Here is a 21,427-nt window from a genome sequence, read left to right as displayed (position 1 = left end):
ATCATAAGCACGGCTTAATACCTTACATATAATGCTCTAAAGGAGAGGTTGTAATGTCAACCCCGCGTCAGATTCTTGCTGCAATTTTTGATATGGATGGATTACTTATCGACTCAGAACCTTTATGGGATCGAGCCGAACTGGATGTGATGGCAAGCCTGGGGGTGGATATCTCCCGTCGTAACGAGCTGCCGGACACCTTAGGTTTACGCATCGATATGGTGGTCGATCTTTGGTACGCCCGGCAACCATGGAATGGGCCAAGCCGTCAGGAAGTAGTAGAACAAGTTATTGCCCGTGCCATTTCACTGGTTGAAGAGACACGTCCATTATTGCCAGGTGTGCGTGAAGCCGTTGCGTTATGCAAAGAACAAGGTTTATTGGTGGGGCTGGCCTCCGCGTCACCGCTGCATATGCTGGAAAAAGTATTGACCATGTTTGATTTACGCGACAGTTTCGATGCCCTCGCCTCGGCTGAAAAACTGCCTTACAGCAAGCCGCATCCGCAAGTATATCTTGACTGCGCAGCAAAACTGGGGGTTGACCCTCTGACCTGCGTGGCACTGGAAGATTCGGTAAATGGCATGATCGCCTCTAAAGCAGCCCGCATGCGTTCCATCGTCGTTCCTGCGCCAGAAGCGCAAAATGATCCACGTTTTGTATTAGCAAACGTCAAACTCTCATCGCTGACAGAACTCACCGCAAAAGACCTTCTCGGTTAATGACCAGGGGGCAGTGATCACACTGCCCCTGGTTCTTTATCTGAATTTGCATTCAAATGACGGATTAATCGCCAATTTAAGAGAAAGAGTTACACCGTCACCACTTCCGTGCACTGTATAAAAACCCTATACTGTACGTATCGACAGTTTAGTGAGTTTTATCATGACGGCGGAAGGTCACCTTCTCTTTTCTATTGCTTGTGCGGTATTTGCCAAAAATGCCGAGCTGACGCCCGTGCTGGCACAGGGGGACTGGTGGCATATTGTCCCTTCCGCAATCCTGACGTGTTTGTTACCGGACATCGATCACCCAAAGTCGTTTCTTGGGCAGCGATTAAAGTGGATATCAAAACCGATCGCCCGCGCTTTTGGGCATCGTGGTTTTACCCACAGCCTGCTGGCGGTATTTGCGCTGCTGGCAACCTTTTACCTTAAGGTTCCTGAAAGCTGGTTCATTCCGGCTGATGCGTTGCAGGGTATGGTGCTGGGTTATTTGAGCCACATACTTGCCGATATGCTGACACCCGCCGGTGTTCCCCTGCTCTGGCCATGCCGCTGGCGTTTCCGCTTGCCTATCCTGGTTCCCCAAAAGGGCAACCAACTGGAACGTTTTATCTGCATGGCATTATTTGTCTGGTCGGTATGGATGCCCCATTCATTACCCGAAAACAGCGCTGTTCGTTGGTCATCGCAAATGATCAATACCTTACAGATCCAGTTTCATCGGCTTATTAAGCATCAGGTTGAATACTAAAAAGGCAAAAATCGCCTTTCTGGAATAAGCAATTCCATTTGAATATAAGAGCCAGCTCACAGTTCTGTTAATCTTGCGCCAACACTATGACTGCTACGCAGTGATAGAAATAATAAGATCAGGAGAACGGGGATGAACTTTCCATTAATTGCGAACATCGTGGTGTTCGTTGTACTGCTGTTTGCGCTGGCTCAAACCCGCCACAAACAGTGGAGTCTGGCGAAAAAAGTGCTGGTGGGTCTTGTGATGGGTGTGGTTTTTGGCCTTGCCCTGCATACCATTTATGGTTCTGACAGCCAGGTACTTAAAGATTCTGTACAGTGGTTTAACATTGTTGGTAACGGCTATGTTCAACTGCTGCAAATGATCGTTATGCCGCTAGTCTTCGCCTCTATTCTGAGCGCGGTTGCCCGTCTGCATAACGCATCTCAGTTAGGCAAAATCAGTTTTCTGACCATCGGTACGCTTTTGTTTACCACGCTGATTGCAGCGCTGGTTGGTGTGCTGGTCACCAACCTGTTTGGTTTGACGGCTGAAGGTCTGGTTCAGGGTGGTGCAGAAACTGCACGTCTGAACGCCATCGAAAGTAACTATGTTGGTAAAGTCTCTGACCTGAGCGTTCCGCAGCTGGTCTTGTCCTTTATCCCGAAAAACCCGTTTGCCGATCTGACCGGAGCCAATCCGACGTCAATTATCAGCGTGGTAATTTTTGCCGCATTCCTCGGCGTAGCTGCGCTGAAACTGCTGAAGGATGATGCGCCGAAAGGTGAACGCGTCTTAACCGCTATCGATACCCTGCAAAGCTGGGTGATGAAACTGGTTCGCCTGGTCATGCAGTTGACCCCTTACGGTGTTCTGGCGCTGATGACCAAAGTGGTTGCAGGTTCTAACCTGCAAGACATCATCAAACTGGGAAGTTTCGTTGTCGCGTCCTACCTCGGTCTGCTGATTATGTTTGCAGTGCATGGCCTTCTGCTGGGCATTAATGGCGTGAGCCCGCTGAAGTACTTCCGTAAGGTATGGCCAGTACTGACGTTTGCCTTTACCAGCCGTTCCAGTGCTGCGTCTATCCCACTGAATGTGGAAGCACAAACGCGTCGTCTGGGTGTTCCTGAATCCATCGCCAGTTTCGCCGCCTCTTTCGGTGCGACCATTGGTCAGAACGGTTGTGCCGGTTTGTATCCGGCAATGCTGGCGGTGATGGTTGCGCCTACGGTGGGCATTAACCCGCTGGACCCGATGTGGATTGCGACGCTGGTCGGTATTGTCACCGTTAGTTCCGCAGGCGTTGCCGGTGTCGGTGGTGGTGCAACTTTCGCCGCACTGATTGTGCTGCCTGCGATGGGCCTGCCGGTAACACTGGTGGCATTGTTAATCTCCGTTGAACCGCTTATCGACATGGGCCGTACGGCGCTAAACGTTAGTGGCTCGATGACCGCTGGCACGCTGACCAGCCAGTGGCTGAAGCAAACCGATAAAGCCATTCTGGATAGCGAAGACGACGCCGAACTGGCACACCGTTAATCCTGATTTGTTACGTTAAACGCCTGTCATCCCGACAGGTGTTTTTTTATTCTTCGACCTCATTTTCCTGGCGGATCTGATTTGCCCAACGCTGGGCGGATTCAGGCACAGTAAACGCCGGTGAGCGCAGAAATGACTCCCCCATCAGTACAAACGCAACATATTTGCCACGCAGCATCCAGACATCTCGAAACGAATCCATCTTTATCGCATGTTCTGGCGGCGCGGGTTCCGTGCGTGGGACATAGCTAATAATCTGGCGGTTTTGCTGACGGAGCGGTTTCTTCATTACTGGCTTCACTAAACGCATATTAAAAATCAGAAAAACTGTAGTTTAGCCGATTTAGCCCCTGTACGTCCCGCTTTGCGTGTATTTCATAACACCGTTTCCAGAATAGTTTCCGAAGCGGGATCTGGCTGGTGGTCTATAGTTAGAGGGTTTTTTGACCAAAACAGCGGCCCTTTCAGTAATAATTTAAGGAGACGAGTTCAATGTCGCAACATAACGAAAAGAACCCACATCAGCACCAGTCACCACTACACGATTCCAGCGAAGCGAAACCGGGGATGGACTCACTGGCACCTGAAGACGGATCTCATCGTCCAGCGGCTGAACCAACACCGCCTGGTGCACAACCTACCGCCCCAGGGAGCCTGAAAGCCCCTGATACGCGTAACGAAAAACTTAATTCTCTGGAAGACGTACGCAAAGGCAGTGAAAATTATGCGCTGACCACTAATCAGGGCGTGCGCATCGCCGACGATCAAAACTCACTGCGTGCCGGTAGCCGTGGTCCAACTCTGCTGGAAGATTTTATTCTGCGCGAGAAAATCACTCACTTTGACCATGAGCGCATCCCGGAACGTATTGTTCATGCACGCGGATCAGCAGCTCACGGTTATTTCCAGCCATATAAAAGCTTAAGCGATATCACCAAAGCGGATTTCCTCTCAGATACGAACAAAATCACCCCAGTATTTGTTAGGTTCTCTACCGTTCAGGGCGGCGCTGGCTCTGCCGATACCGTGCGTGATATCCGTGGCTTTGCCACCAAGTTCTATACTGAAGAGGGTATTTTTGACCTCGTTGGCAATAACACGCCAATCTTCTTTATCCAGGATGCGCATAAATTCCCCGATTTTGTTCATGCGGTAAAACCAGAACCGCACTGGGCAGTTCCACAAGGGCAAAGTGCCCACGATACTTTCTGGGATTATGTTTCTCTGCAACCTGAAACTCTGCACAACGTGATGTGGGCAATGTCGGATCGCGGTATCCCGCGCAGTTACCGCACTATGGAAGGCTTCGGTATTCATACCTTCCGCCTGATTAATGCCGAAGGGAAGGCAACGTTCGTACGTTTCCACTGGAAACCACTGGCAGGTAAAGCCTCACTCGTTTGGGATGAAGCACAAAAACTAACCGGACGTGACCCGGACTTCCACCGCCGCGAGTTGTGGGAAGCGATTGAAGCAGGCGATTTTCCTGAATACGAACTGGGCTTCCAGTTGATTCCTGAAGAAGACGAATTCAAGTTCGACTTCGATCTTCTCGATCCAACCAAACTTATCCCGGAAGAATTGGTGCCCGTTCAGCGTGTCGGCAAAATGGTGCTCAATCGTAATCCGGATAACTTCTTTGCTGAAAACGAACAGGTGGCTTTCCATCCAGGGCATATTGTCCCCGGTCTGGATTTCACCAACGACCCGTTATTGCAGGGGCGTTTGTTCTCTTATACCGATACACAAATCAGTCGTCTTGGTGGGCCGAATTTCCATGAAATTCCGATTAACCGCCCGACCTGCCCTTACCATAATTTCCAGCGTGACGGCATGCATCGTATGGGGATCGACACTAACCCGGCGAATTACGAACCGAACTCGATCAACGATAACTGGCCGCGCGAAACACCGCCGGGGCCAAAACGTGGCGGTTTTGAATCATACCAGGAACGCGTGGAAGGCAATAAAGTTCGCGAGCGCAGTCCATCGTTTGGCGAATATTATTCCCATCCGCGTCTGTTCTGGCTAAGTCAGACGCCATTCGAGCATCGCCATATTGTCGATGGTTTCAGTTTTGAGTTAAGCAAAGTAGTTCGGCCGTATATTCGTGAGCGCGTTGTTGACCAGCTGGCGCATATTGATCTCACTCTGGCCCAGGCGGTGGCGAAAAATCTCGGTATCGAACTGACTGACGACCAGTTGAATATCACCCCGCCTCCGAACGTCAACGGTCTGAAAAAGGATCCATCCTTAAGTCTGTACGCCATTCCTGACGGTGATGTGAAAGGTCGCGTGGTAGCAATTTTGCTTAATGATGAAGTGAGATCGGCAGACCTTCTGGCCATTCTCAAGGCGCTGAAGGCCAAAGGCGTTCATGCCAAACTGCTCTACTCGCGAATGGGGGAAGTGACTGCGGATGACGGTACGGTGTTGCCTATAGCTGCTACCTTTGCCGGTGCGCCTTCGCTGACGGTCGATGCAGTCATTGTCCCTTGCGGCAATATTGCGGATATCGCTAACAACGGCGATGCCAACTACTATCTGATGGAAGCCTACAAACACCTTAAACCGATTGCGCTGGCAGGAGACGCGCGCAAGTTTAAAGCAACAATCAAGGTCGCTGACCAGGGTGAAGAAGGGATTGCGGAAGCTGACCGCGCCGATGGTAGTTTTATGGATGAACTGTTAACGCTGATGACAGCACACCGCGTGTGGTCACGCATTCCTAAGATTGACAAAATCCCGGCGTAAATATGGATAAGGTCACGCCCCCTGGGGAGTGACCTTACCACCTTACTTACACATCATGATAACTACCCAACCGATAACCACGCTCAGCAATCGCATATTTCAACGACGCTGAAGTCAGCACATCCAGTTCCGTTAACCGAGGGAAGCAATAAGCACTCTGGCGAATCGTATTATCGATAAACGCCGGGTGGCACATCACTTCCAGCGAGCGCTCGCCGCGATGACTGGAGTCATCAAGCACTTGCAGGAACAGTGTCTCGCTAATCTCTTCACCATAAAACGCGCTACTGAATCCCTGCGAACTGCGCAGATTAGCCGGTAAATCACCATCCTTAGAAAGCGACTGACGGTCGATGCGCAACGCAATCCCCTCTTCAGCCGCAAACTTTGCCACAATCGGGAAAATCTGCGGGAACATATGCACATGATGATGGCTATCAAGATGCGTAGGTTTGCGTCCAAATAGCTCAATGAAACGCAAATACTGACTGGCGAGCTCCTGAGTAATTTCTTCCAGCGGTAAAGCATCTTCTTCTGCCAACTGCCAGATCCATTTTCCCAGCACACCATCGCGGGTTAACCCCGGCATAGCTGTCAGAGGCTTGCCCATAGTAAGGACAAAGTGCATCCCTATGGCCAGACTCGGTTCATCACGGCTCAACTGCACCGCATGGTCAATAGCCTGCCCATTCACCAGCGCCGTCGTCGACGTGACAATCCCATTGCGACAGGCCTCGATAATGCCGTAGTTCTGACCTTTGCTTAAGCCAAAATCATCAGCATTAACAATCAGTAAGCGTTCCATAATCAGCCTCGGTTAATGTGCTTTTTTAAGCTCTGCGATGCAGTCGGCAAAATTTGGCAGCCATTTCTCGTGCGCCAGAATCATCTCGCGTGCCAGCAGCTCAGCATCGCGATCGGAATGCACCAACGGACTAAGGTTTAGCGCCAGTAAGACATCGTTAAATTCTCCACTAAGTGCGGCGTTGCTGGCAGCAATCTCGAAGCCTTTGATGGTGTGAATCAGCCCCATCACTTTATCATCGAAATGCGTAATGCGCGGATGTGGCGTCGCGCCATCGCGCCCCAGCGTACAGGTCATTTCTACCGCCCAGTCTGCCGGAATATTATCAATATGCCCATGATGCGGGATATTAACGTAATGTTCTGCTTGCTTGTCGTTATAGATAGCGTTGATCACTTCGCACGCAGCATCAGAATAATAAGCCCCACCGCGCTGTTCCAGTTCTTTCGGCTTAACTTTCAACTCCGGGTTTTTATATAGCTCAAAAAGTTGTTTCTCGACTTTCTGTACGACCTGCGCTCGTGCGCCGCCTTTGTAGTATTCGCCCATTTCAATAGCCAGCATCTCTTTTTGCTTGAAGTAATAAAGCAAATAAGAACACGGCAACAGATTCAGAGAACGAATTAAGCCTTCGCTAAATGGCAGATCGAAAATATTTTTAACGCCAGATGCTTTTAACTGCCCGGATGCCACACCATCAAGCAATTCGGCAAAGCGTGATTTGCCATTTACCAGCACATCCTTAATGAACACCATATGGTTGAGGCCGAACAGATCGATAGATAAATCATCGCTGTCTTTCAGCATCAGAACATCGCGAATAAACATCTTCATGCCGATCGGAATATTACACACGCCGATAAAGCGTTTAAATCCGGTATGACGATAAACGGCTTCAGTGACCATTCCCGCCGGGTTAGTGAAGTTAATCACCCATGCATTCGGACATAGTTCTTCGACATCTTTTACGATGTCAAAAATCACCGGAATGGTACGCAGACCTTTAAACAGACCGCCCGCGCCGTTAGTTTCCTGACCAAGATAACCATGACTTAATGGAATACGTTCATCCAGTTCCCGCGCCGGTAATTGGCCAACGCGCAGTTGGGTAGTAACGAAATCAGCATCTTTCAATGCTTCGCGGCGATCCAGCGTTTTATAAAGCTTCATCGGGACGCCAGCGTTATCAATCATCCGTTGGCAGAGATCAAAAATAATATCCAGTTTCGCTTTACCACCTTCGACATCCACCAGCCATAATTCGCTGACCGGCAATTCGTGATAACGCTTAATAAATCCTTCCAGTAACTCCGGGGTATAGCTGCTCCCGCCACCAATAGTGACGACTTTTAATTTCTGGCTCATAATTTCTCCCTTCAGTACAGAATACTGATATCTGGCATATCTGCCCCCGGACATAAATAATCCAGCAACAGGACAGATATGTGAATTGTCAGGTATAACGACTTACTGATTAAATTCAGTCAATTTCTTACGATAGCTCTTAGGCGTAAAGGACGTTAATTTCTTAAACGTTTTAATAAACAAGCTCGGGCTACTATAACCGGCCTCAAACGCAATATCCGTCACTGAATAGTTGGTCATTTCCAGTTGTTTTTTGGCAAAATTAATACGGATTTCATTAATAATCTGCATTGGCGTTTTACCATAATATCGTTGAGTCGCTCGCGTCAAATATTCCTGTGATTTGGCTGACAACGTCACCATATTCTCCAGCGCCGATTCACTAAACTGCTCTTTATCATGCATTTTTTCTACCGTACTTTTCAGCCACTGCGGTATATCATCAATCACCTGTTCTTCGCGGTAATGACGTAAACGGTTAATGACATAAAAAGTAACCATCTCAACAAACTCTTCCAGCCCTGTTTCGCGGAAATTCAATGAAGAAATCACTGTTTCCACATAGGTGAGAAAAGCGTTATTGGTCCGGTATACCTGCGAAGCTACAAAGCAATAAGGCAACAACGGCAGGTAATGCTGCTCAAAAAAGCGTTTACTGATCCCAACGTTCAATATACGCGTGGCACCAAACTCATAAAAACTTTGATGGTGCGAACCTAACGGAATAAAAACAAAATCGCCCCGTTCCAGTAACACGCGCTTACCGTTAATCTCCTGGAAATAACGCCCGGTTAATACCAGAGTAAATTCATAATAGTCGTGCTGATGCAGTCCGCTGATACTCTCAGTTTTATTATAGATAAACACATGGAAGTTTTTGCCATTAAACAACTGCTGTTCTCGGGCAGTGGCAATTTCCGGCGCGTTAATCACTGGCTGCATCATCGACTCCTTATGCCTTCAGTTTTTCATGAAGCTCAATTAATTCAGTAATCAGTTCACGCGCAAGCATGGACGTCATTAAATGATCCTGAGCGTGGACCAGCACCAGACTCACTTTCATCTTACCTTCGCCAGCATCGCCTTCAATCAGTTTCGTCTGTACCAGATGCGCTTCATTCAATGCCATCCGTGACTGATCCATCATCGCTTTTGCTGCGGCAAAATCGCCCTGCTTCGCCTGTTTCAGTGCCGCATACGCCAGGCTACGCGCTTGTCCGGAGTTGATGATAAGCCCCATCACCACTTCTTCCAGCTCTTCAGCTTCCGTTTGCGTATCGGGAATATTATCGAGATCCATCATACATCGTTCCTCTCTATTCTTACCGGCACGATTACCCGTACCGGCATCGATTAAAATTTCAGGGCGTTAGCGATATCTTCTTCGCTCTCTTCTTTATCAATCGCGTTTTGTGCTTTGTTAGCGACCACAACAAAGGGCAGATAAATTAACGTTGCGATACCAAGGTTGAAGAGTGCGACCAGCAATGCGGCGACGCTACCGTTGGTGTTAAAGAAGGCTCCCAGACCGGTTGGCATGGTCCACGGTGCAATATTGGTCACCGGTGGAATAATGCCCATGTAGTACGCTGCCAGGGTGATTGCCGCCAGAATCGGTTGTACCAGTACAAACGGGATAAACATCACCGGGTTCATGATAATTGGCAGACCAAACAGAATCGGTTCGTTAATCTGGAAGATGCCAGACGGCAGCGCCAGTTTTGCCACCTGACGATAATCAGCACGTCGAGAGGCGATAAAGATAGCCAGGATCAGGCCTAAAGTCGCACCACTGCCACCAAGGAAAATAAAGGAGTCCAGCATCGGCTTGGCCCAGATATGGAAGGTCTTACCGGCTGCCAGCGCCGCTTCGACGGAACCATATTGCTGATAGGTCGCGATATTTTCCAGCGCCCAAGGCGTCATAATGCCGTTGTCCAGTGCGGTCAGCGCCAGCGCGCCATGAATACCGAAGAACCAGAGCAGTGGAACAAAGATCACATAGGCCCAGCCTACCACGCTACCCAACGATGCCAGTGGGGTTGAGATCGTATCCATAATGATCTGATGGAAGTTGGTGCCCCAGGTATTCAACGCCCAGGCAATAATCCCCATCACGGAAAGAATAATAAAACCAGGAATTAATGCTGAGAAAGAGCGCGAAACCGATGTCGGAACGCTATCAGGTAACTTAATGACCCAGTTACGATGAACAATAAAGGTAAACATTTCTGCCACCACCAGGCCAATAATAATCCCGGAGATGATATTCGCCCCACCTAACCAGTTTGCGCCAACCGCATAGGCCTCACCGACACTATATGGGGTGACGGTCATAAATGCTGCAACGGATAACAACCCGGCCGCCAGCGCATCGACTTTACGCTCTTCTGCCAGCGCCATGCCAATAAAGAACGGTGCCATTAAAGACATTATCCCTAATGTTCCGTTATATACGTTGCCGCCAATACCTTTCAGACCATTAAGTGTTTCAATGGTTGAGGCATCCAGGCGAATACCTAAGGAATAAAAAAACGACCCCTCCCCAAAGCTTAGAAAAACGTTGTTAATTAATACAAACATGGCCCCCGCAAGGGTTAACGGCATTAAGCGAATAAAGCCATTTTTGATTGCATTAACGTGTGGCTGCTTTCCTATTTTAACTGCAAAAGGGAGGAGTACCTTTTCAAGCGATGCAATAACATTACTCATAGAAAAATACCCTTAAAAACCGCAATTTAAATATTGCGGTATTGATTTATGAAATAACTCTTTGACGGGAAAATTTAAAATAAATTAATTTGCTGCGGCTTTTTTAATCGCTGCAACCGCAGCCTTAAGCACGCCTAAACCATCGACTTTGCCATAAAGCAGCGAGTCAATTACTTCAACCGGTTTGTTGGGTAACAAACGCTGGATTTCGGGCAACATATAAGCAATCTGCGGCCCTAATAACACGACATCGGCATTCTGACCTTTTTCACCAGCCAGTGTTTCCGGAAATGCTTCAATAATGACCGGAACTTCATATTTTTCTGCCTGTGCGCGCATTTTTGATACCAGTAAAGAGGTAGACATGCCCGCAGAACAAAACAGATAAATGTGTTTCTTTTCCATAAAACTGCCCTCATCGACGATTATCTGTCAGCCAGACACTCCGCAAGCCTTAACCTGCTTCCATGCTCTGGGTAACTTGCGAAACCAACATGACTTTTTTTGTGGCTGAAAGGAGTATACGGTATAGGCCTGAGCAATAGTATTTCTTTGACCTGATAAATTGTCTCTCCTTGACCTGTGGTTATGACCCTCTTCACATTTCGGGCAAATAATTCGCGAAGATAATTAAGAACACAGGCCAAAAAAAACCGGCGCAATGGCCGGTTTCCGTTGTTACTCAAGCTTTCAGGCGAAGTGATTACTTCGTAGCCTGCGGATCAGTGTCGTATTCAGCACAGGTCTGATAACCGGAGTTGATGACATGTCCGGTATCATCTAACGCGACAAAGTAGGTTTCTGCTTTACCATCACGTTGACCCAGGATGTAGGTCTGGCAAGTACCACGAGCATGGATCATGCTCACTTCAGACGAAGGTTTACCCGCAATTTGTGCAACCTGCGCCCGGCTCATGCCTTTTTTGACGTCTTTCACCACAGGCTGTACAAACTGGTCTTTGGTACGATCATAAGCCGTACAACCCGCCAGCATGGTTAATACCGCCGCTGCACTCAGAATTCCTGCCATATTCTTGTTCATATTCCGTCCTCTTGTTTATCAGCGTGTTAGATAAGCCTGGAATACATTGGGCGCTTTTTCAAGCCCGTGAACGAAACGGCTCCGCTTTCAGAGGATTCCTGTATGACGTTTTAACCACCATTCAGCCCGCTGTCGCTTGTCGTTTCAGTAGCAACGGGTTAGCTTTAAGGAAGTTTTGTCTTTTCTGTCTGGAGGGGTTCAATGACATTGCAACAACAAATAATAAAGGCGCTGGGCGCAAAACCGCAGATTAATGCTGAAGAGGAAATTCGTCGTAGTATCGATTTTCTGAAAAGCTACCTGCAAACTTATCCGTTCATTAAATCACTGGTGCTCGGGATCAGCGGCGGTCAGGACTCCACGCTTGCCGGTAAGCTGTGCCAGATGGCGATTAATGAGCTGCGCCAGGAAACCGGCAACGAATCACTGCAATTTATTGCCATACGCCTGCCCTATGGTGTCCAGGCTGACGAACAAGATTGCCAGGATGCCATTGCCTTTATTCAACCGGATCGCGTATTAACCGTTAATATCAAGGGCGCGGTACTCGCCAGCGAACAGGCGCTGCGCGAAGCGGGCATTGAACTGAGCGATTTTGTCCGTGGCAATGAAAAAGCGCGTGAGCGGATGAAAGCACAATATAGCATTGCGGGTATGACCAGTGGTGTCGTGGTGGGCACCGATCATGCAGCAGAAGCTATTACCGGATTCTTCACTAAATATGGTGACGGCGGTACGGACATTAATCCGCTGTATCGTCTCAACAAACGTCAGGGTAAACAGTTACTGGCGGCATTAGGTTGCCCGGAACACCTTTATAAGAAAGCGCCAACGGCCGATCTTGAAGATGATCGCCCTTCTCTACCAGATGAAGTGGCACTCGGCGTGACCTATGACAATATCGACGACTATCTGGAAGGGAAAAACGTACCTGAACAGGTCGCCAGAACAATAGAGAACTGGTATCTGAAAACCGAACATAAACGCCGTCCGCCAATTACCGTTTTCGATGATTTCTGGAAAAAGTAATAATTTGCACCTATTGGATTGTGCGAAAAAGAGTAATTTGTTCACGCCGGATGCGGCGTGAACGCCTTACTCGACCTACAAAACTATGCAAATTCAATACATTGCAGGAGTCGAATAGGCCTGACAGGCGTAGCACGTCAGACGGTGTAACCTTTGTCATCAACCCGCCTCTTTTTTAATCGCTCCCCGCCTGTTACACTGGATAGATAACCAGCATTCGGAGTCAACAGTGGTACGGCGTTTAACTTCTCCGCGGCTCGAATTTGAAGCTGCGGCAATTTATGAATATCCCGAACATTTACGTTCATTCCTTAATGACTTACCCACCCGACCAGGGGTGTATCTGTTTCATGGCGAAAGTGACACCATGCCGCTCTATATCGGCAAAAGCGTTAATATCCGCAGTCGGGTGCTTTCTCATTTACGCACCCCGGATGAAGCCGCCATGCTGCGACAATCCCGACGCATCAGCTGGATATGTACCGCCGGTGAAATCGGCGCTCTACTCCTTGAAGCGCGATTAATCAAAGAGCAGCAGCCGCTGTTTAATAAACGCTTGCGCCGCAATCGCCAGCTCTGCGCCCTGCAATTAAATGAAAAGCGTGTTGATGTGGTGTATGCCAAAGAGGTGGATTTTTCACGAGCCTCCAACCTGTTTGGCCTGTTTGCCAATAGGCGCGCAGCTTTGCAAGCATTGCAGACCATCGCCGATGAACAAAAACTTTGTTATGGCCTGTTGGGACTGGAACCGTTAAGCCGCGGTCGTGCATGTTTTCGTTCTGCATTAAAACGTTGCGCCGGGGCGTGTTGCGGTAAAGAGAGCCATGAGGAACATGCGCTACGCTTGCGCCAGGCTCTGGAGCGTTTGCGGGTGGTGTGTTGGCCTTGGCAAGGCGCGGTGGCATTGAAAGAACAGCACCCGGAAATGACTCAATATCATATTATTCAAAACTGGCTGTGGCTGGGGGCGGTTAATTCGCTGAAAGAAGCGACAACGTTAATTCGGGCACCCGCCGGGTTTGATCACGACGGTTATAAAATTCTTTGTAAGCCGCTGCTTTCCGGTAACTATGAAATTACTGAACTTGATCCGGTGAATGACCAGCAAGCCAGTTGATTTCACTGAACAACAGTTTACCTTGCGGTTGCAAAAGCCGCAGGGTGTGCCTGCCATCGAACCAGCACGCGCCCTGGTCGGTAGTGAGCAGTTTGTCGCCCAATTGCCACGCCCCGTTTATTACAAACACCACCCCGCCGCGTGAACCAAAGGTGGTAAACGTACGTTCGGCAATTCTGACTTTCGCCTTACAGACATCCAGGCGTGTCATGATGTTGAAATCCATCGACATCTGCCCTGCCGTCAGTTTCGCTTTTACCACCAGATCCGCTGCAAAGGAAAAAGGTTGTAACGGTTTTAAGGTATGGTTAAAGCGGTCTGCGCTTTCAAGGAACATCTCGCCGCCTTCCAGCAACGTCACTATCCTTTCCATACCGGGAAACAAAGAAAACTCCCCATTCGCCGCGATGGATGTAATGCTGGCACGCCAGTAAAAATCACGTTTTGCCGGTGGGAAAGTGCAAATTTCGCGCGTTTCACCGGCAGCGTTTCGCCACAGATTCACCGACATTTTACGCATATCAAAGTATTCCATACCCGCTCCCGGCCCGTTCTTTTCATTGTTATCGTTCAGGTAACCGTGGATGGTTATCGGCAACTCGGGTGATTTACGTTAGTGGCGATCAGGCTTTTTTTGCATCTGTTTGAGAAGAGAAAAGAAAACCGCCGATCCTGTCCACCGCATTACTGCAAGGTAGTGGACAAGACCGGCGGTCTTACGTTTTTTGGCTGAAAGATTATTCAGCAGTTGCAGGCATTTTACCTTTTGCCGCTGGACGTTCTGTCAGACGCTTCTCAAAATTAGCATTAAATTGCTTTTTCTGTTCCGGCGTCAGGATGTTGTAAATCTTGTTCTGGGTTTCCATGTGCGCCAGCATGTTAGCTTTGCGCTGTTCTTCCATTTTTGCGATCTGCGCTTCAGCTTTTGCTTTATCGAAGGTATCGCTGGCAATGATGTCATGCATTGCGCGGCGTTCTTCCAGTGGCGGACGTTTCATCTGGTCACGCTGGCCTTTCATGATTTCGCGGATCTGCTGTTTCTGCGCGTCGGTCAGGTTCAGGTCTTTGAACATCATGTCCTCATGCGGACCGAACTTGCCTTTATGGTGCATCATCGGCTTCGCGTCAGCCGGTGCTGCAGTAGTGGTGTCTGCGGCATGGGCCAGGTTAGCCGCGCCAAGAGCCAGGGTAGAGGCAACAAACAGTGCAGTTAATTTACGCATATTCTATATCCTTCCTTTCAGTTATTTATTACGGCTTTCTTAAGTAGCGTGCCGTGTTGACGAGATTAACTTTACTGACTTTAGCGTCAATTAATCAGAGCAACGGTAAAACAATGAAAGTGTAAAAAACACTTTTGCGCCAATTATGGAGAAAAAAAGAAAATTTGATGGAGAGTGATGAGAGAATATTACAACACGATGATTTTGCAGAGATTATGAAGAACTATACCGGATGACTGGTGATAAATAAAGCAAATAACCAGGATTAATCTGTATTAATTTATAAGAAAGCAACTTAATACCCGCAGAATGATTTCTGCGGGTAAGTATTAGCTTATTTTTTCGAGCATTAATCCCGCACGTAATCCCAACGCTACCAACGGATTAGGGAATAACACATACTCTACATCATGGGTTACGGTAAAACGTTCCTCCCCGTCCTGCGCCAGCAATGTTCCTTTCTCAAACGGCATAAAATTCAGCGTGTCATTTGCCATATGCATTTCGAAGGACGGCGAGTGGCGAGTAATTTGCGAAACCACCCGATAACGGAGCGGCGGTGTTCTCACGATACCGACACTCTCACCAGATAGCAGCGCAGCAATTGCGCTGGCAGTTACTGCAAACTGGCGAAGATCGTTTTGTCCAAAGGGCAACGCTTTGCCGAGTTCCAGCGTACAGGCCAGCGCGCCAAAATGTCTGGCGCTGAAATGGGTAAACGTACCACCAGGCTCCTGATGGAACACCAGTGCCTCCAGACCCGCCGCACCCAGCCACGTCAGAAATTTCTCGTCCCAGGGAATGTCGCGTTGCGGTAATACACCGAACCGCGGATGCAAGGAGCCACGAATTGCGGTATGGAGATCAAGGTGCCAGCGCACAGATTCTTTGCCCTGGTCATAAAAATCTTCCAGGCACTGTTCCAGTTCGCGCGCCCGACAGGTTTCCCCGCTTTCAGCAAATAGCTGCCAACGACCGCCAAACATTCGGTTCATATCGCTATGGCAATAACGTTTCCCTTGCTTCAGCGCAGGAGGATTCCCGAGGATCACCAGCAACCGCCAACGTAACGGGATCTCGCCGTGAGATATCGCGCCAAGCAACGCATCCAGCATTTCCACAGGTGCCGTCTCATTACCGTGTATTCCCGCTGAAATCACCAGTGCGCCTTGCGGTGGCGTTAATGGCGTCAGTTCCAGCACGCCATCGCCCAGCCAGCGCCAGCGAACGCCGTTGATTTCTCGCTCGGTGATAACCGGTTTTTTACCCGTTAAGGTCAGAGCAAGAAAATTATCCATTTCCCCCTCCCTCGCGCTGGAATGGATAAACCGAACCAAGATCCAATAATTGAGTCAGTGTATCCAGCGCTTCCCGTCCTTCGCGCAGCAATTGTGGATCGGCAAGATCCGCCGCAGTAAGACGATCGCGGTAGTAACGATCCACCCAGTCATTGAGCGCATTAAACAGCGTATCGTTCATCATCACCGCCGGATTCACCGCCCGGCGTTCTTCTTCTGTCAACACCACGCGCAGCCGCAGGCACGCCGGGCCACCGCCATTCGCCATGCTTTCACGTAAATCAAAAACTTTTAGTGAGCTTATTGGGTTATCGGCAGCAAGCAATTCATTGAGATAACACCATACTCCAGCATGTTCCCGACATTCCTGAGGCAGCACCAACATCATGGAACCATCATCGCGGCTCAGCAGTTGGCTGTTAAACAGATAAGTAGACACCGCATCTGACACGGAAACCTGCGCCGTGGGCACCTCTATTGCCATAAAACCACTGACCCGTGCACGCAGATTTGCCAGTAACTGTGACTGGCGAGCGAACGCCTGTTGATGGCAAAACAGCACCTGGCGGTTACTCACGGCAATCACGTCATTATGAAAAACGCCCTGGTCGATAACGTCCGGGTTTTGCTGGGCGAAAATCACCTGTTGGGGATTCACCTGATTCAACCTTGCCACCGCCTCGCTGGCTTCACGGGTCTGCCGCGCCGGATAACGGGAAGGCCGGGTATCATTGCCCTCTTCTCGCCCGTAGACAAAAAGTTGCATACCCGGTTCACCGTAATGACCGCCGAGACGATTGTGGTTTGCCGCCCCCTCATCACCGAGCAAGGCTACCTGCGGCAACGCCGAATGGACGCTAAATTTCTTTTCGTCGTTAAAAATCGCTTTTAACAGCGATTCGGTGACGGGGGCTTCCAGCGAACGGTGAAATTTATTGTTCAGGTTAGCAACAGTGAGATGCACTTTGCCATCCAGCGTATCGGCGGATGGCGCGATCGTTGCCGCATTGGCTACCCACATTGGCGAAGCGGAACTGACGCTGGAAAGCCAGTGCGGTGCCTGGCGTGCAACTTTTTCCAGTACCTGCTCATCGCTACCACTGAATCCCAACTGACGCAGCACCGGAATAAACGGACGCTCGTGCGGCGGGATCACGGCCTGGGGGAATCCCGCATCGGCAAGTTTTTTCATTTTCAGTAAGCCCTGTTTTGCCGCCAGTCGCGGGTTAGACACCTGAAAACGGTGACGGGTAGAGGCTTCATTACCAAACGACAGGCCCGCGTAATGGTGCGTCAGCCCTACCAGCCCGTCGAAATTGACTTCCCAGGCGTTCATCGCACCACCTCATCGGAAAAATCCAGCCCGGGGTTAAGCGTTGCGGGCAACGTTAACGAGTCCGACTCCAGACTTGCCATCGGCCAGGCACAATAATCTGCGGCATACCAGGCGCTGGGGCGATGATTGCCGGAAGCGCCAATGCCGCCGAATGGCGCGGTACTGGCAGCACCGGTAAGCGGTTTGTTCCAGTTAACAATCCCCGCCCGTGCCTCCAGCAACAGTTGATCGAATTTTTCCCGCTCGGGGGAAACCAGACCGCAAGAGAGGCCGAAGCGAGTGTTATTCGCCATTCGAATCGCTTCATCGAAATTGTCATAACGCCAGACGCGCAATAACGGCCCAAACACTTCTTCATCCGGCACGCCAGTAACGCCTGTCATTTCAATGATCCCCGGCGTCAGCAACGATGTCCCTGCTTGTAATAAGCGCGGCGCAAGCAGGGGCCGTCCGCCCATCGCCTCCAGTTCCTGCCAGGCAGTAACCACCTGCTGTGCGGCCTGCTCAGAAATCAGCCCGCCAATAAACGGCTGCGGTTCGTCATCCCAAGTGCCCGGCGTTAACCGCTGGCTGACGGCAACCAGGCGAGCAAGAAATGCATCGCCCTGCGTTCCACTTTTCAGCAATAAACGGCGGGCGCAGGTGCAGCGTTGCCCGGCAGTGACAAACGCCGACTGAATGGTCAGATGGACAGCGGCATCGATATCCGCCACCTCATCGATAATTAGCGGGTTATTACCGCCCATCTCAAGGGCGAGAATTTTCTCCGGCTGACCGGAAAGCTGGCGATGCAGCTGGTAGCCGGTATTGGCGCTGCCGGTAAACAGCAAACCGTCGAGATCCTCCAGCGCACTCAGCGCCTGACCCGTTTCACGCCCGCCCTGCACCAGGTTCAGCACGCCCGGCAGCAAGCCAGCCTGCTGCCATAAACGCATTACCGCTTCGCCACTCCACGGTGTCAGTTCGCTGGGTTTAAAAATAATGGTGTTACCTGCCAGCAATGCCGGAACAATATGTCCGTTCGGCAGATGACCAGGGAAATTATACGGTCCAAACACTGCCAGTACGCCGTGCGGACGATGGCGCAAGCTCGCCGCGCCGTCCGGCATTTCGCTACGCTGCTCACCGGTACGAACGTGATACGCCTTAATTGATATCGCGATTTTATTGATCATCGCCGTCACTTCGGTTGCCGCTTCCCAGCGCGGCTTGCCGGTTTCTCTGGCAATAATCGCGGTTAATTCAGCTTTATTGCTTTCCAGCAATCCGGCAAAGCGTTCAACTCTTACCTGACGATCGCTAAATGAGAGCCTCGCCCAGCGCGGAAACGCCGCTCGGGCAGCCCGACAAGCCTGCTCGACCTGAGCAGCATCGGCATCATTGCCCTGCCATAACACCTCGCCCGATACCGGATTACGCTTCACACGCAATGCGCCCTGGCCCGTTACCCAGTCACCGTTAATCCATAAAGTCATGCTGTTTTCTCCTCTGCGCACAGGCGCACCAGACGAACGCGATCCCCTGCGTGGCATTTGAGGGCATCCAGTTGTGCGGCGGTTAAAATCAAACGCTCGGTCGCTGGATCGGTACGCACCAGCACCACGCGGAAATGGTGATAATTTTCATTGGCGACCAGGCAGGCCGGAAAATCGCCCTGCGCAGGCTGCCCTTCGGCCACTTCCACCAGCCGACTTTTACGGATGGCGCGCACGCGGTCGATATCACACTCAAGTGTCGGCCCGCCGTCAAAGATGTCGATATAGTTACGGTAGCGAAAACCTTCTTTCTCCAGCACCGCACGGGCAGGTGCGGTTTGCGGATGTACCTGACCGATGACGTCCTGTGCTTCCTGGGATAAAAAGTGCGTATAGATCGGATGTTTCGGCATCAGTTCTGCAATAAATGCCTTTTGCCCGGTGCCGCAGAGAAAATCAGCGCGGCTAAAATCCATCGAAAAGAAGCGTTTACCGAGGCTTTGCCAGAACGGTGAATAGCCGTGTTCGTCAATCACCCCGCGCATTTCGGCGACCACTTTGTCATTAAACTTGTCGCGAAAAGCCGCCATAAACATAAAGCGCGATTTCGACAGCAAATAGCCGTTGCCCTCTTTGCGCCACTCCGGGTCGAGAAACAGCGTGCACAGCTCGCTGCTGCCGGTGTGATCGTTACTGAGAAACAGCGTCGGCAATGCGTTATAGACATTCAGCTCTTTCGAAGCGTGAACCAGCGTGCCGACGCGATAGTTGTACCAGGGATCGTTCAGCCCAACCGCCACCTCAATGGCGCAAATCCCCGCCACAGTGCCTGACTCGCTATCTTCCAGTACAAACACATAACCCTGCTCACTTTTGGGCAGTTCGCCTTGCCAGGTTTTGATTGCCCTTTCAATACGCACCGAAAGCGTGGCTTCATTGGCGGGAAGCGACGTCAGGCCGCCGCCCGTTTTGCTGGCAAGCTGCATCAGCGCCGAGACATCTGAGCGCTCAACGGGACGAATGACCATCATGATGAACCTCGGCTAACAAAGTGTTCGCAAGCAGCTGCAAAGCGCTCCAGTCCGGTCGTCACCTCTTCTTCGCTGACATTGAGCGCTGGCGCAAAACGCACCACGTTGCCACCCGCAATCAGCACCATCACGCCTGCTTTCGCCGCTTCCTGAGAGAGCTGTTTCGCTTGCCCGGCGTAATCGGCATTCAGTACACAGCCAATCAAAAGACCTAAGCCGCGAACTTCACTGAACAAACTGTAGTGGTGATTAATGGAATTTAGACGCTCAACAAACCAGTCGTGACGCTGTTTAACCCCGTTAAGCATCTCTGGCGTGTTGATGAGATCCAGCACTTTGCCTGCCACCGCCGAGGCCAGCGGATTGCCGCCATAGGTGGTGCCGTGAGTGCCAACGGTCATCACGCTGGCGCACTCTTCGGTTGCCAACAACGCACCAACCGGGAAACCGCCGCCCAGCGCTTTGGCGGTAGTTAACAGATCAGGCGTCACGCCGTAGTGCATATAGGCATACAGTTCCCCGGTGCGCCCGACACCGGTTTGTACTTCATCAAAGATAAGCAACGCATTGTGGCGGTCACACAATTCACGCAGACCTTGTAAAAATGCGTTGCTGGCTGGCACCACACCGCCTTCCCCCTGGATGGGTTCGACAATCACCGCACAGGTGGCGTCGTCAATCAGCGCACTGGCAGAGTTAATATCGTTATATGCAGCATGACGAATATCCGGCGGCAGTGGCGCAAAATCCTGTGAATAGGCTGGCTGCCCACCCGCACTGACAGTAAACAGCGTGCGACCATGAAACGCATTTTTGAACGCCACGATGCCGCTCTTATGGCTGCCGTAGCGGTCGTGAGCGAATTTACGCGCCAGTTTTAGCGCCGCTTCGTTGGCTTCCGCACCGGAGTTACAAAAGAAGACGCGATCGGCAAACGTGGCGTCGATCAATTTTTTCGCCAGTCGCAGTACCGGCTCGTTGGTGTAACCGTTGCCGGTATGCCAGAACTTACTCGCCTGTTCGTTCAGCGCCTCACGCAGTTCCGGATGCGCATGGCCCAGCGCGTTCACCGCAATGCCACCCGCGAAGTCGATATACTCTTTCCCCTGCTGCTCCCACAAGCGCGAACCTTCGCCACGTACCGGTATAAACGGTGCCGGAGCGTAAACAGGTATCATCCATTCATCAAAGTTTTCACGCGTAATTGGCTGAGACATAGCGACCTCTACAGTAAATAATT

At 50.5% G+C, this 21,427-nt stretch carries 21 protein-coding genes; 6 read left to right on the top strand and 15 right to left on the bottom strand.

Going from position 1 to position 21,427, the window contains the following annotated elements:
- Positions 1–53: 53 nt before the first annotated feature.
- The 3 genes from hxpB to tcyP all read left to right on the top strand — a co-directional run bounded on the left by hxpB (position 54) and on the right by tcyP (position 3,000).
- On the top strand, positions 54–722 hold the full coding sequence (gene hxpB / locus ACJHX4_RS15715) for a hexitol phosphatase HxpB (protein ID WP_000106821.1): 669 nt from the start codon (positions 54–56) through the stop codon (positions 720–722).
- Between the two features lie 163 nt (positions 723–885).
- Positions 886–1,476 carry a metal-dependent hydrolase gene (locus ACJHX4_RS15710; protein ID WP_001295408.1) on the top strand — a complete coding sequence of 197 codons (591 nt, stop codon included), beginning with the start codon at positions 886–888 and terminating at the stop codon, positions 1,474–1,476.
- A 132-nt stretch (positions 1,477–1,608) separates the two neighbouring features.
- A complete protein-coding gene (tcyP, locus tag ACJHX4_RS15705; RefSeq protein WP_001010714.1) occupies positions 1,609–3,000 on the top strand; it encodes a cystine/sulfocysteine:cation symporter in 1,392 nt (463 codons plus the stop codon).
- A gap of 46 nt (positions 3,001–3,046) precedes the next feature.
- On the opposite strand, the gene cedA is transcribed toward tcyP, so the two are convergent.
- Positions 3,047–3,310 (bottom strand): cell division activator CedA, encoded by a 264-nt coding sequence (cedA, locus tag ACJHX4_RS15700; RefSeq protein ID WP_001241562.1) that lies wholly within the window; start codon positions 3,308–3,310, stop codon positions 3,047–3,049.
- A gap of 182 nt (positions 3,311–3,492) precedes the next feature.
- Here cedA and katE point away from each other — a divergent pair, with 182 nt between their 5' ends.
- Positions 3,493–5,754, top strand: coding sequence for a catalase HPII (gene katE, locus ACJHX4_RS15695; protein ID WP_000077883.1), 2,262 nt, complete (start codon positions 3,493–3,495; stop codon positions 5,752–5,754).
- 46 nt (positions 5,755–5,800) lie between these two features.
- Here katE and chbG read toward each other — a convergent pair whose 3' ends face one another.
- The 7 genes from chbG to osmE all read right to left on the bottom strand — a co-directional run bounded on the left by chbG (position 5,801) and on the right by osmE (position 11,678).
- Positions 5,801–6,559, bottom strand: a complete 759-nt coding sequence (gene chbG / locus ACJHX4_RS15690; protein WP_000440433.1) for a chitin disaccharide deacetylase — start codon at positions 6,557–6,559, stop codon at positions 5,801–5,803.
- A 12-nt stretch (positions 6,560–6,571) separates the two neighbouring features.
- On the bottom strand, positions 6,572–7,924 hold the full coding sequence (gene celF, locus ACJHX4_RS15685) for a 6-phospho-beta-glucosidase (RefSeq protein WP_000078748.1): 1,353 nt from the start codon (positions 7,922–7,924) through the stop codon (positions 6,572–6,574).
- 102 nt (positions 7,925–8,026) lie between these two features.
- Positions 8,027–8,869 carry a transcriptional regulator ChbR gene (chbR, locus tag ACJHX4_RS15680; protein ID WP_000983641.1) on the bottom strand — a complete coding sequence of 281 codons (843 nt, stop codon included), beginning with the start codon at positions 8,867–8,869 and terminating at the stop codon, positions 8,027–8,029.
- Positions 8,870–8,876: 7 nt separating this feature from the next.
- Entirely contained in the window at positions 8,877–9,227 is a 351-nt protein-coding gene (gene chbA / locus ACJHX4_RS15675; RefSeq protein WP_000968919.1) for a PTS N,N'-diacetylchitobiose transporter subunit IIA, read from the bottom strand.
- A 50-nt stretch (positions 9,228–9,277) separates the two neighbouring features.
- Positions 9,278–10,636 (bottom strand): PTS N,N'-diacetylchitobiose transporter subunit IIC, encoded by a 1,359-nt coding sequence (chbC, locus tag ACJHX4_RS15670; protein ID WP_000073030.1) that lies wholly within the window; start codon positions 10,634–10,636, stop codon positions 9,278–9,280.
- A gap of 84 nt (positions 10,637–10,720) precedes the next feature.
- The gene (gene chbB / locus ACJHX4_RS15665) at positions 10,721–11,041 is read right to left on the bottom strand and encodes a PTS N,N'-diacetylchitobiose transporter subunit IIB (RefSeq protein WP_000412169.1); all 321 of its coding nucleotides are present in this window, start codon (positions 11,039–11,041) and stop codon (positions 10,721–10,723) included.
- A gap of 298 nt (positions 11,042–11,339) precedes the next feature.
- Positions 11,340–11,678, bottom strand: coding sequence for an osmotically-inducible lipoprotein OsmE (osmE, locus tag ACJHX4_RS15660; RefSeq protein ID WP_001039046.1), 339 nt, complete (start codon positions 11,676–11,678; stop codon positions 11,340–11,342).
- 201 nt (positions 11,679–11,879) lie between these two features.
- Between osmE and nadE the strand changes: the two genes are divergently transcribed.
- Both nadE and cho read left to right on the top strand, forming a co-directional pair.
- A complete protein-coding gene (gene nadE, locus ACJHX4_RS15655) occupies positions 11,880–12,707 on the top strand; it encodes an ammonia-dependent NAD(+) synthetase (protein ID WP_000175016.1) in 828 nt (275 codons plus the stop codon).
- 229 nt (positions 12,708–12,936) lie between these two features.
- The gene (cho, locus tag ACJHX4_RS15650) at positions 12,937–13,824 is read left to right on the top strand and encodes an excinuclease Cho (protein ID WP_000252401.1); all 888 of its coding nucleotides are present in this window, start codon (positions 12,937–12,939) and stop codon (positions 13,822–13,824) included.
- Here cho and ves read toward each other — a convergent pair.
- From ves to astC, 7 genes are all read right to left on the bottom strand, one after another.
- A complete protein-coding gene (gene ves, locus ACJHX4_RS15645) occupies positions 13,784–14,359 on the bottom strand; it encodes an environmental stress-induced protein Ves (protein WP_000455604.1) in 576 nt (191 codons plus the stop codon). The genes cho and ves overlap by 41 nt on opposite strands.
- Positions 14,360–14,561: 202 nt before the next feature.
- Positions 14,562–15,047 (bottom strand): ATP-independent periplasmic protein-refolding chaperone Spy, encoded by a 486-nt coding sequence (spy, locus tag ACJHX4_RS15640; protein ID WP_001228972.1) that lies wholly within the window; start codon positions 15,045–15,047, stop codon positions 14,562–14,564.
- A 329-nt stretch (positions 15,048–15,376) separates the two neighbouring features.
- Complete coding sequence (astE, locus tag ACJHX4_RS15635; protein WP_000368514.1) at positions 15,377–16,345, bottom strand: succinylglutamate desuccinylase; 969 nt, start codon at positions 16,343–16,345, stop codon at positions 15,377–15,379.
- Positions 16,338–17,681 carry an N-succinylarginine dihydrolase gene (gene astB, locus ACJHX4_RS15630; RefSeq protein WP_000994985.1) on the bottom strand — a complete coding sequence of 448 codons (1,344 nt, stop codon included), beginning with the start codon at positions 17,679–17,681 and terminating at the stop codon, positions 16,338–16,340. Before astB ends, astE begins: the two co-directional genes overlap by 8 nt.
- Positions 17,678–19,156 carry a succinylglutamate-semialdehyde dehydrogenase gene (astD, locus tag ACJHX4_RS15625; protein WP_000177311.1) on the bottom strand — a complete coding sequence of 493 codons (1,479 nt, stop codon included), beginning with the start codon at positions 19,154–19,156 and terminating at the stop codon, positions 17,678–17,680. Before astD ends, astB begins: the two co-directional genes overlap by 4 nt.
- Positions 19,153–20,187, bottom strand: coding sequence for an arginine N-succinyltransferase (gene astA, locus ACJHX4_RS15620; protein ID WP_000989435.1), 1,035 nt, complete (start codon positions 20,185–20,187; stop codon positions 19,153–19,155). The genes astD and astA overlap by 4 nt, the downstream gene beginning before the upstream one ends.
- Positions 20,184–21,404: a succinylornithine/acetylornithine transaminase gene (gene astC, locus ACJHX4_RS15615; protein ID WP_000082031.1), complete on the bottom strand. Its 1,221-nt coding sequence runs from the start codon at positions 21,402–21,404 to the stop codon at positions 20,184–20,186. Before astC ends, astA begins: the two co-directional genes overlap by 4 nt.
- Between the last annotated feature and the right edge of the window lie 23 nt (positions 21,405–21,427).

Origin of the sequence: Escherichia sp. WS2035 (assembly GCF_046487065.1) — a bacterium.
Classification (GTDB): Bacteria; Pseudomonadota; Gammaproteobacteria; order Enterobacterales; family Enterobacteriaceae; genus Escherichia; species Escherichia coli.
The sequence above is the reverse complement of the archived record's forward strand: the minus strand, read 5'-3'. Positions and strand labels throughout refer to the sequence as shown.

What these genes read in the sequence shown, in the direction of transcription:
- hxpB (WP_000106821.1), top strand. Translation starts at nt 54, where the DNA reads ATGTCAACCCCGCGTCAGATTCTTGCTGCAATTTTTGATATGGATGGA.
- ACJHX4_RS15710 (WP_001295408.1), top strand. Translation starts at nt 886, where the DNA reads ATGACGGCGGAAGGTCACCTTCTCTTTTCTATTGCTTGTGCGGTATTT.
- tcyP (WP_001010714.1), top strand. Translation starts at nt 1,609, where the DNA reads ATGAACTTTCCATTAATTGCGAACATCGTGGTGTTCGTTGTACTGCTG.
- cedA (WP_001241562.1), bottom strand. Translation starts at nt 3,310, where the DNA reads ATGCGTTTAGTGAAGCCAGTAATGAAGAAACCGCTCCGTCAGCAAAAC.
- katE (WP_000077883.1), top strand. Translation starts at nt 3,493, where the DNA reads ATGTCGCAACATAACGAAAAGAACCCACATCAGCACCAGTCACCACTA.
- chbG (WP_000440433.1), bottom strand. Translation starts at nt 6,559, where the DNA reads ATGGAACGCTTACTGATTGTTAATGCTGATGATTTTGGCTTAAGCAAA.
- celF (WP_000078748.1), bottom strand. Translation starts at nt 7,924, where the DNA reads ATGAGCCAGAAATTAAAAGTCGTCACTATTGGTGGCGGGAGCAGCTAT.
- chbR (WP_000983641.1), bottom strand. Translation starts at nt 8,869, where the DNA reads ATGATGCAGCCAGTGATTAACGCGCCGGAAATTGCCACTGCCCGAGAA.
- chbA (WP_000968919.1), bottom strand. Translation starts at nt 9,227, where the DNA reads ATGATGGATCTCGATAATATTCCCGATACGCAAACGGAAGCTGAAGAG.
- chbC (WP_000073030.1), bottom strand. Translation starts at nt 10,636, where the DNA reads ATGAGTAATGTTATTGCATCGCTTGAAAAGGTACTCCTCCCTTTTGCA.
- chbB (WP_000412169.1), bottom strand. Translation starts at nt 11,041, where the DNA reads ATGGAAAAGAAACACATTTATCTGTTTTGTTCTGCGGGCATGTCTACC.
- osmE (WP_001039046.1), bottom strand. Translation starts at nt 11,678, where the DNA reads ATGAACAAGAATATGGCAGGAATTCTGAGTGCAGCGGCGGTATTAACC.
- nadE (WP_000175016.1), top strand. Translation starts at nt 11,880, where the DNA reads ATGACATTGCAACAACAAATAATAAAGGCGCTGGGCGCAAAACCGCAG.
- ves (WP_000455604.1), bottom strand. Translation starts at nt 14,359, where the DNA reads ATGGAATACTTTGATATGCGTAAAATGTCGGTGAATCTGTGGCGAAAC.
- spy (WP_001228972.1), bottom strand. Translation starts at nt 15,047, where the DNA reads ATGCGTAAATTAACTGCACTGTTTGTTGCCTCTACCCTGGCTCTTGGC.
- astE (WP_000368514.1), bottom strand. Translation starts at nt 16,345, where the DNA reads ATGGATAATTTTCTTGCTCTGACCTTAACGGGTAAAAAACCGGTTATC.
- astB (WP_000994985.1), bottom strand. Translation starts at nt 17,681, where the DNA reads ATGAACGCCTGGGAAGTCAATTTCGACGGGCTGGTAGGGCTGACGCAC.
- astD (WP_000177311.1), bottom strand. Translation starts at nt 19,156, where the DNA reads ATGACTTTATGGATTAACGGTGACTGGGTAACGGGCCAGGGCGCATTG.
- astA (WP_000989435.1), bottom strand. Translation starts at nt 20,187, where the DNA reads ATGATGGTCATTCGTCCCGTTGAGCGCTCAGATGTCTCGGCGCTGATG.
- astC (WP_000082031.1), bottom strand. Translation starts at nt 21,404, where the DNA reads ATGTCTCAGCCAATTACGCGTGAAAACTTTGATGAATGGATGATACCT.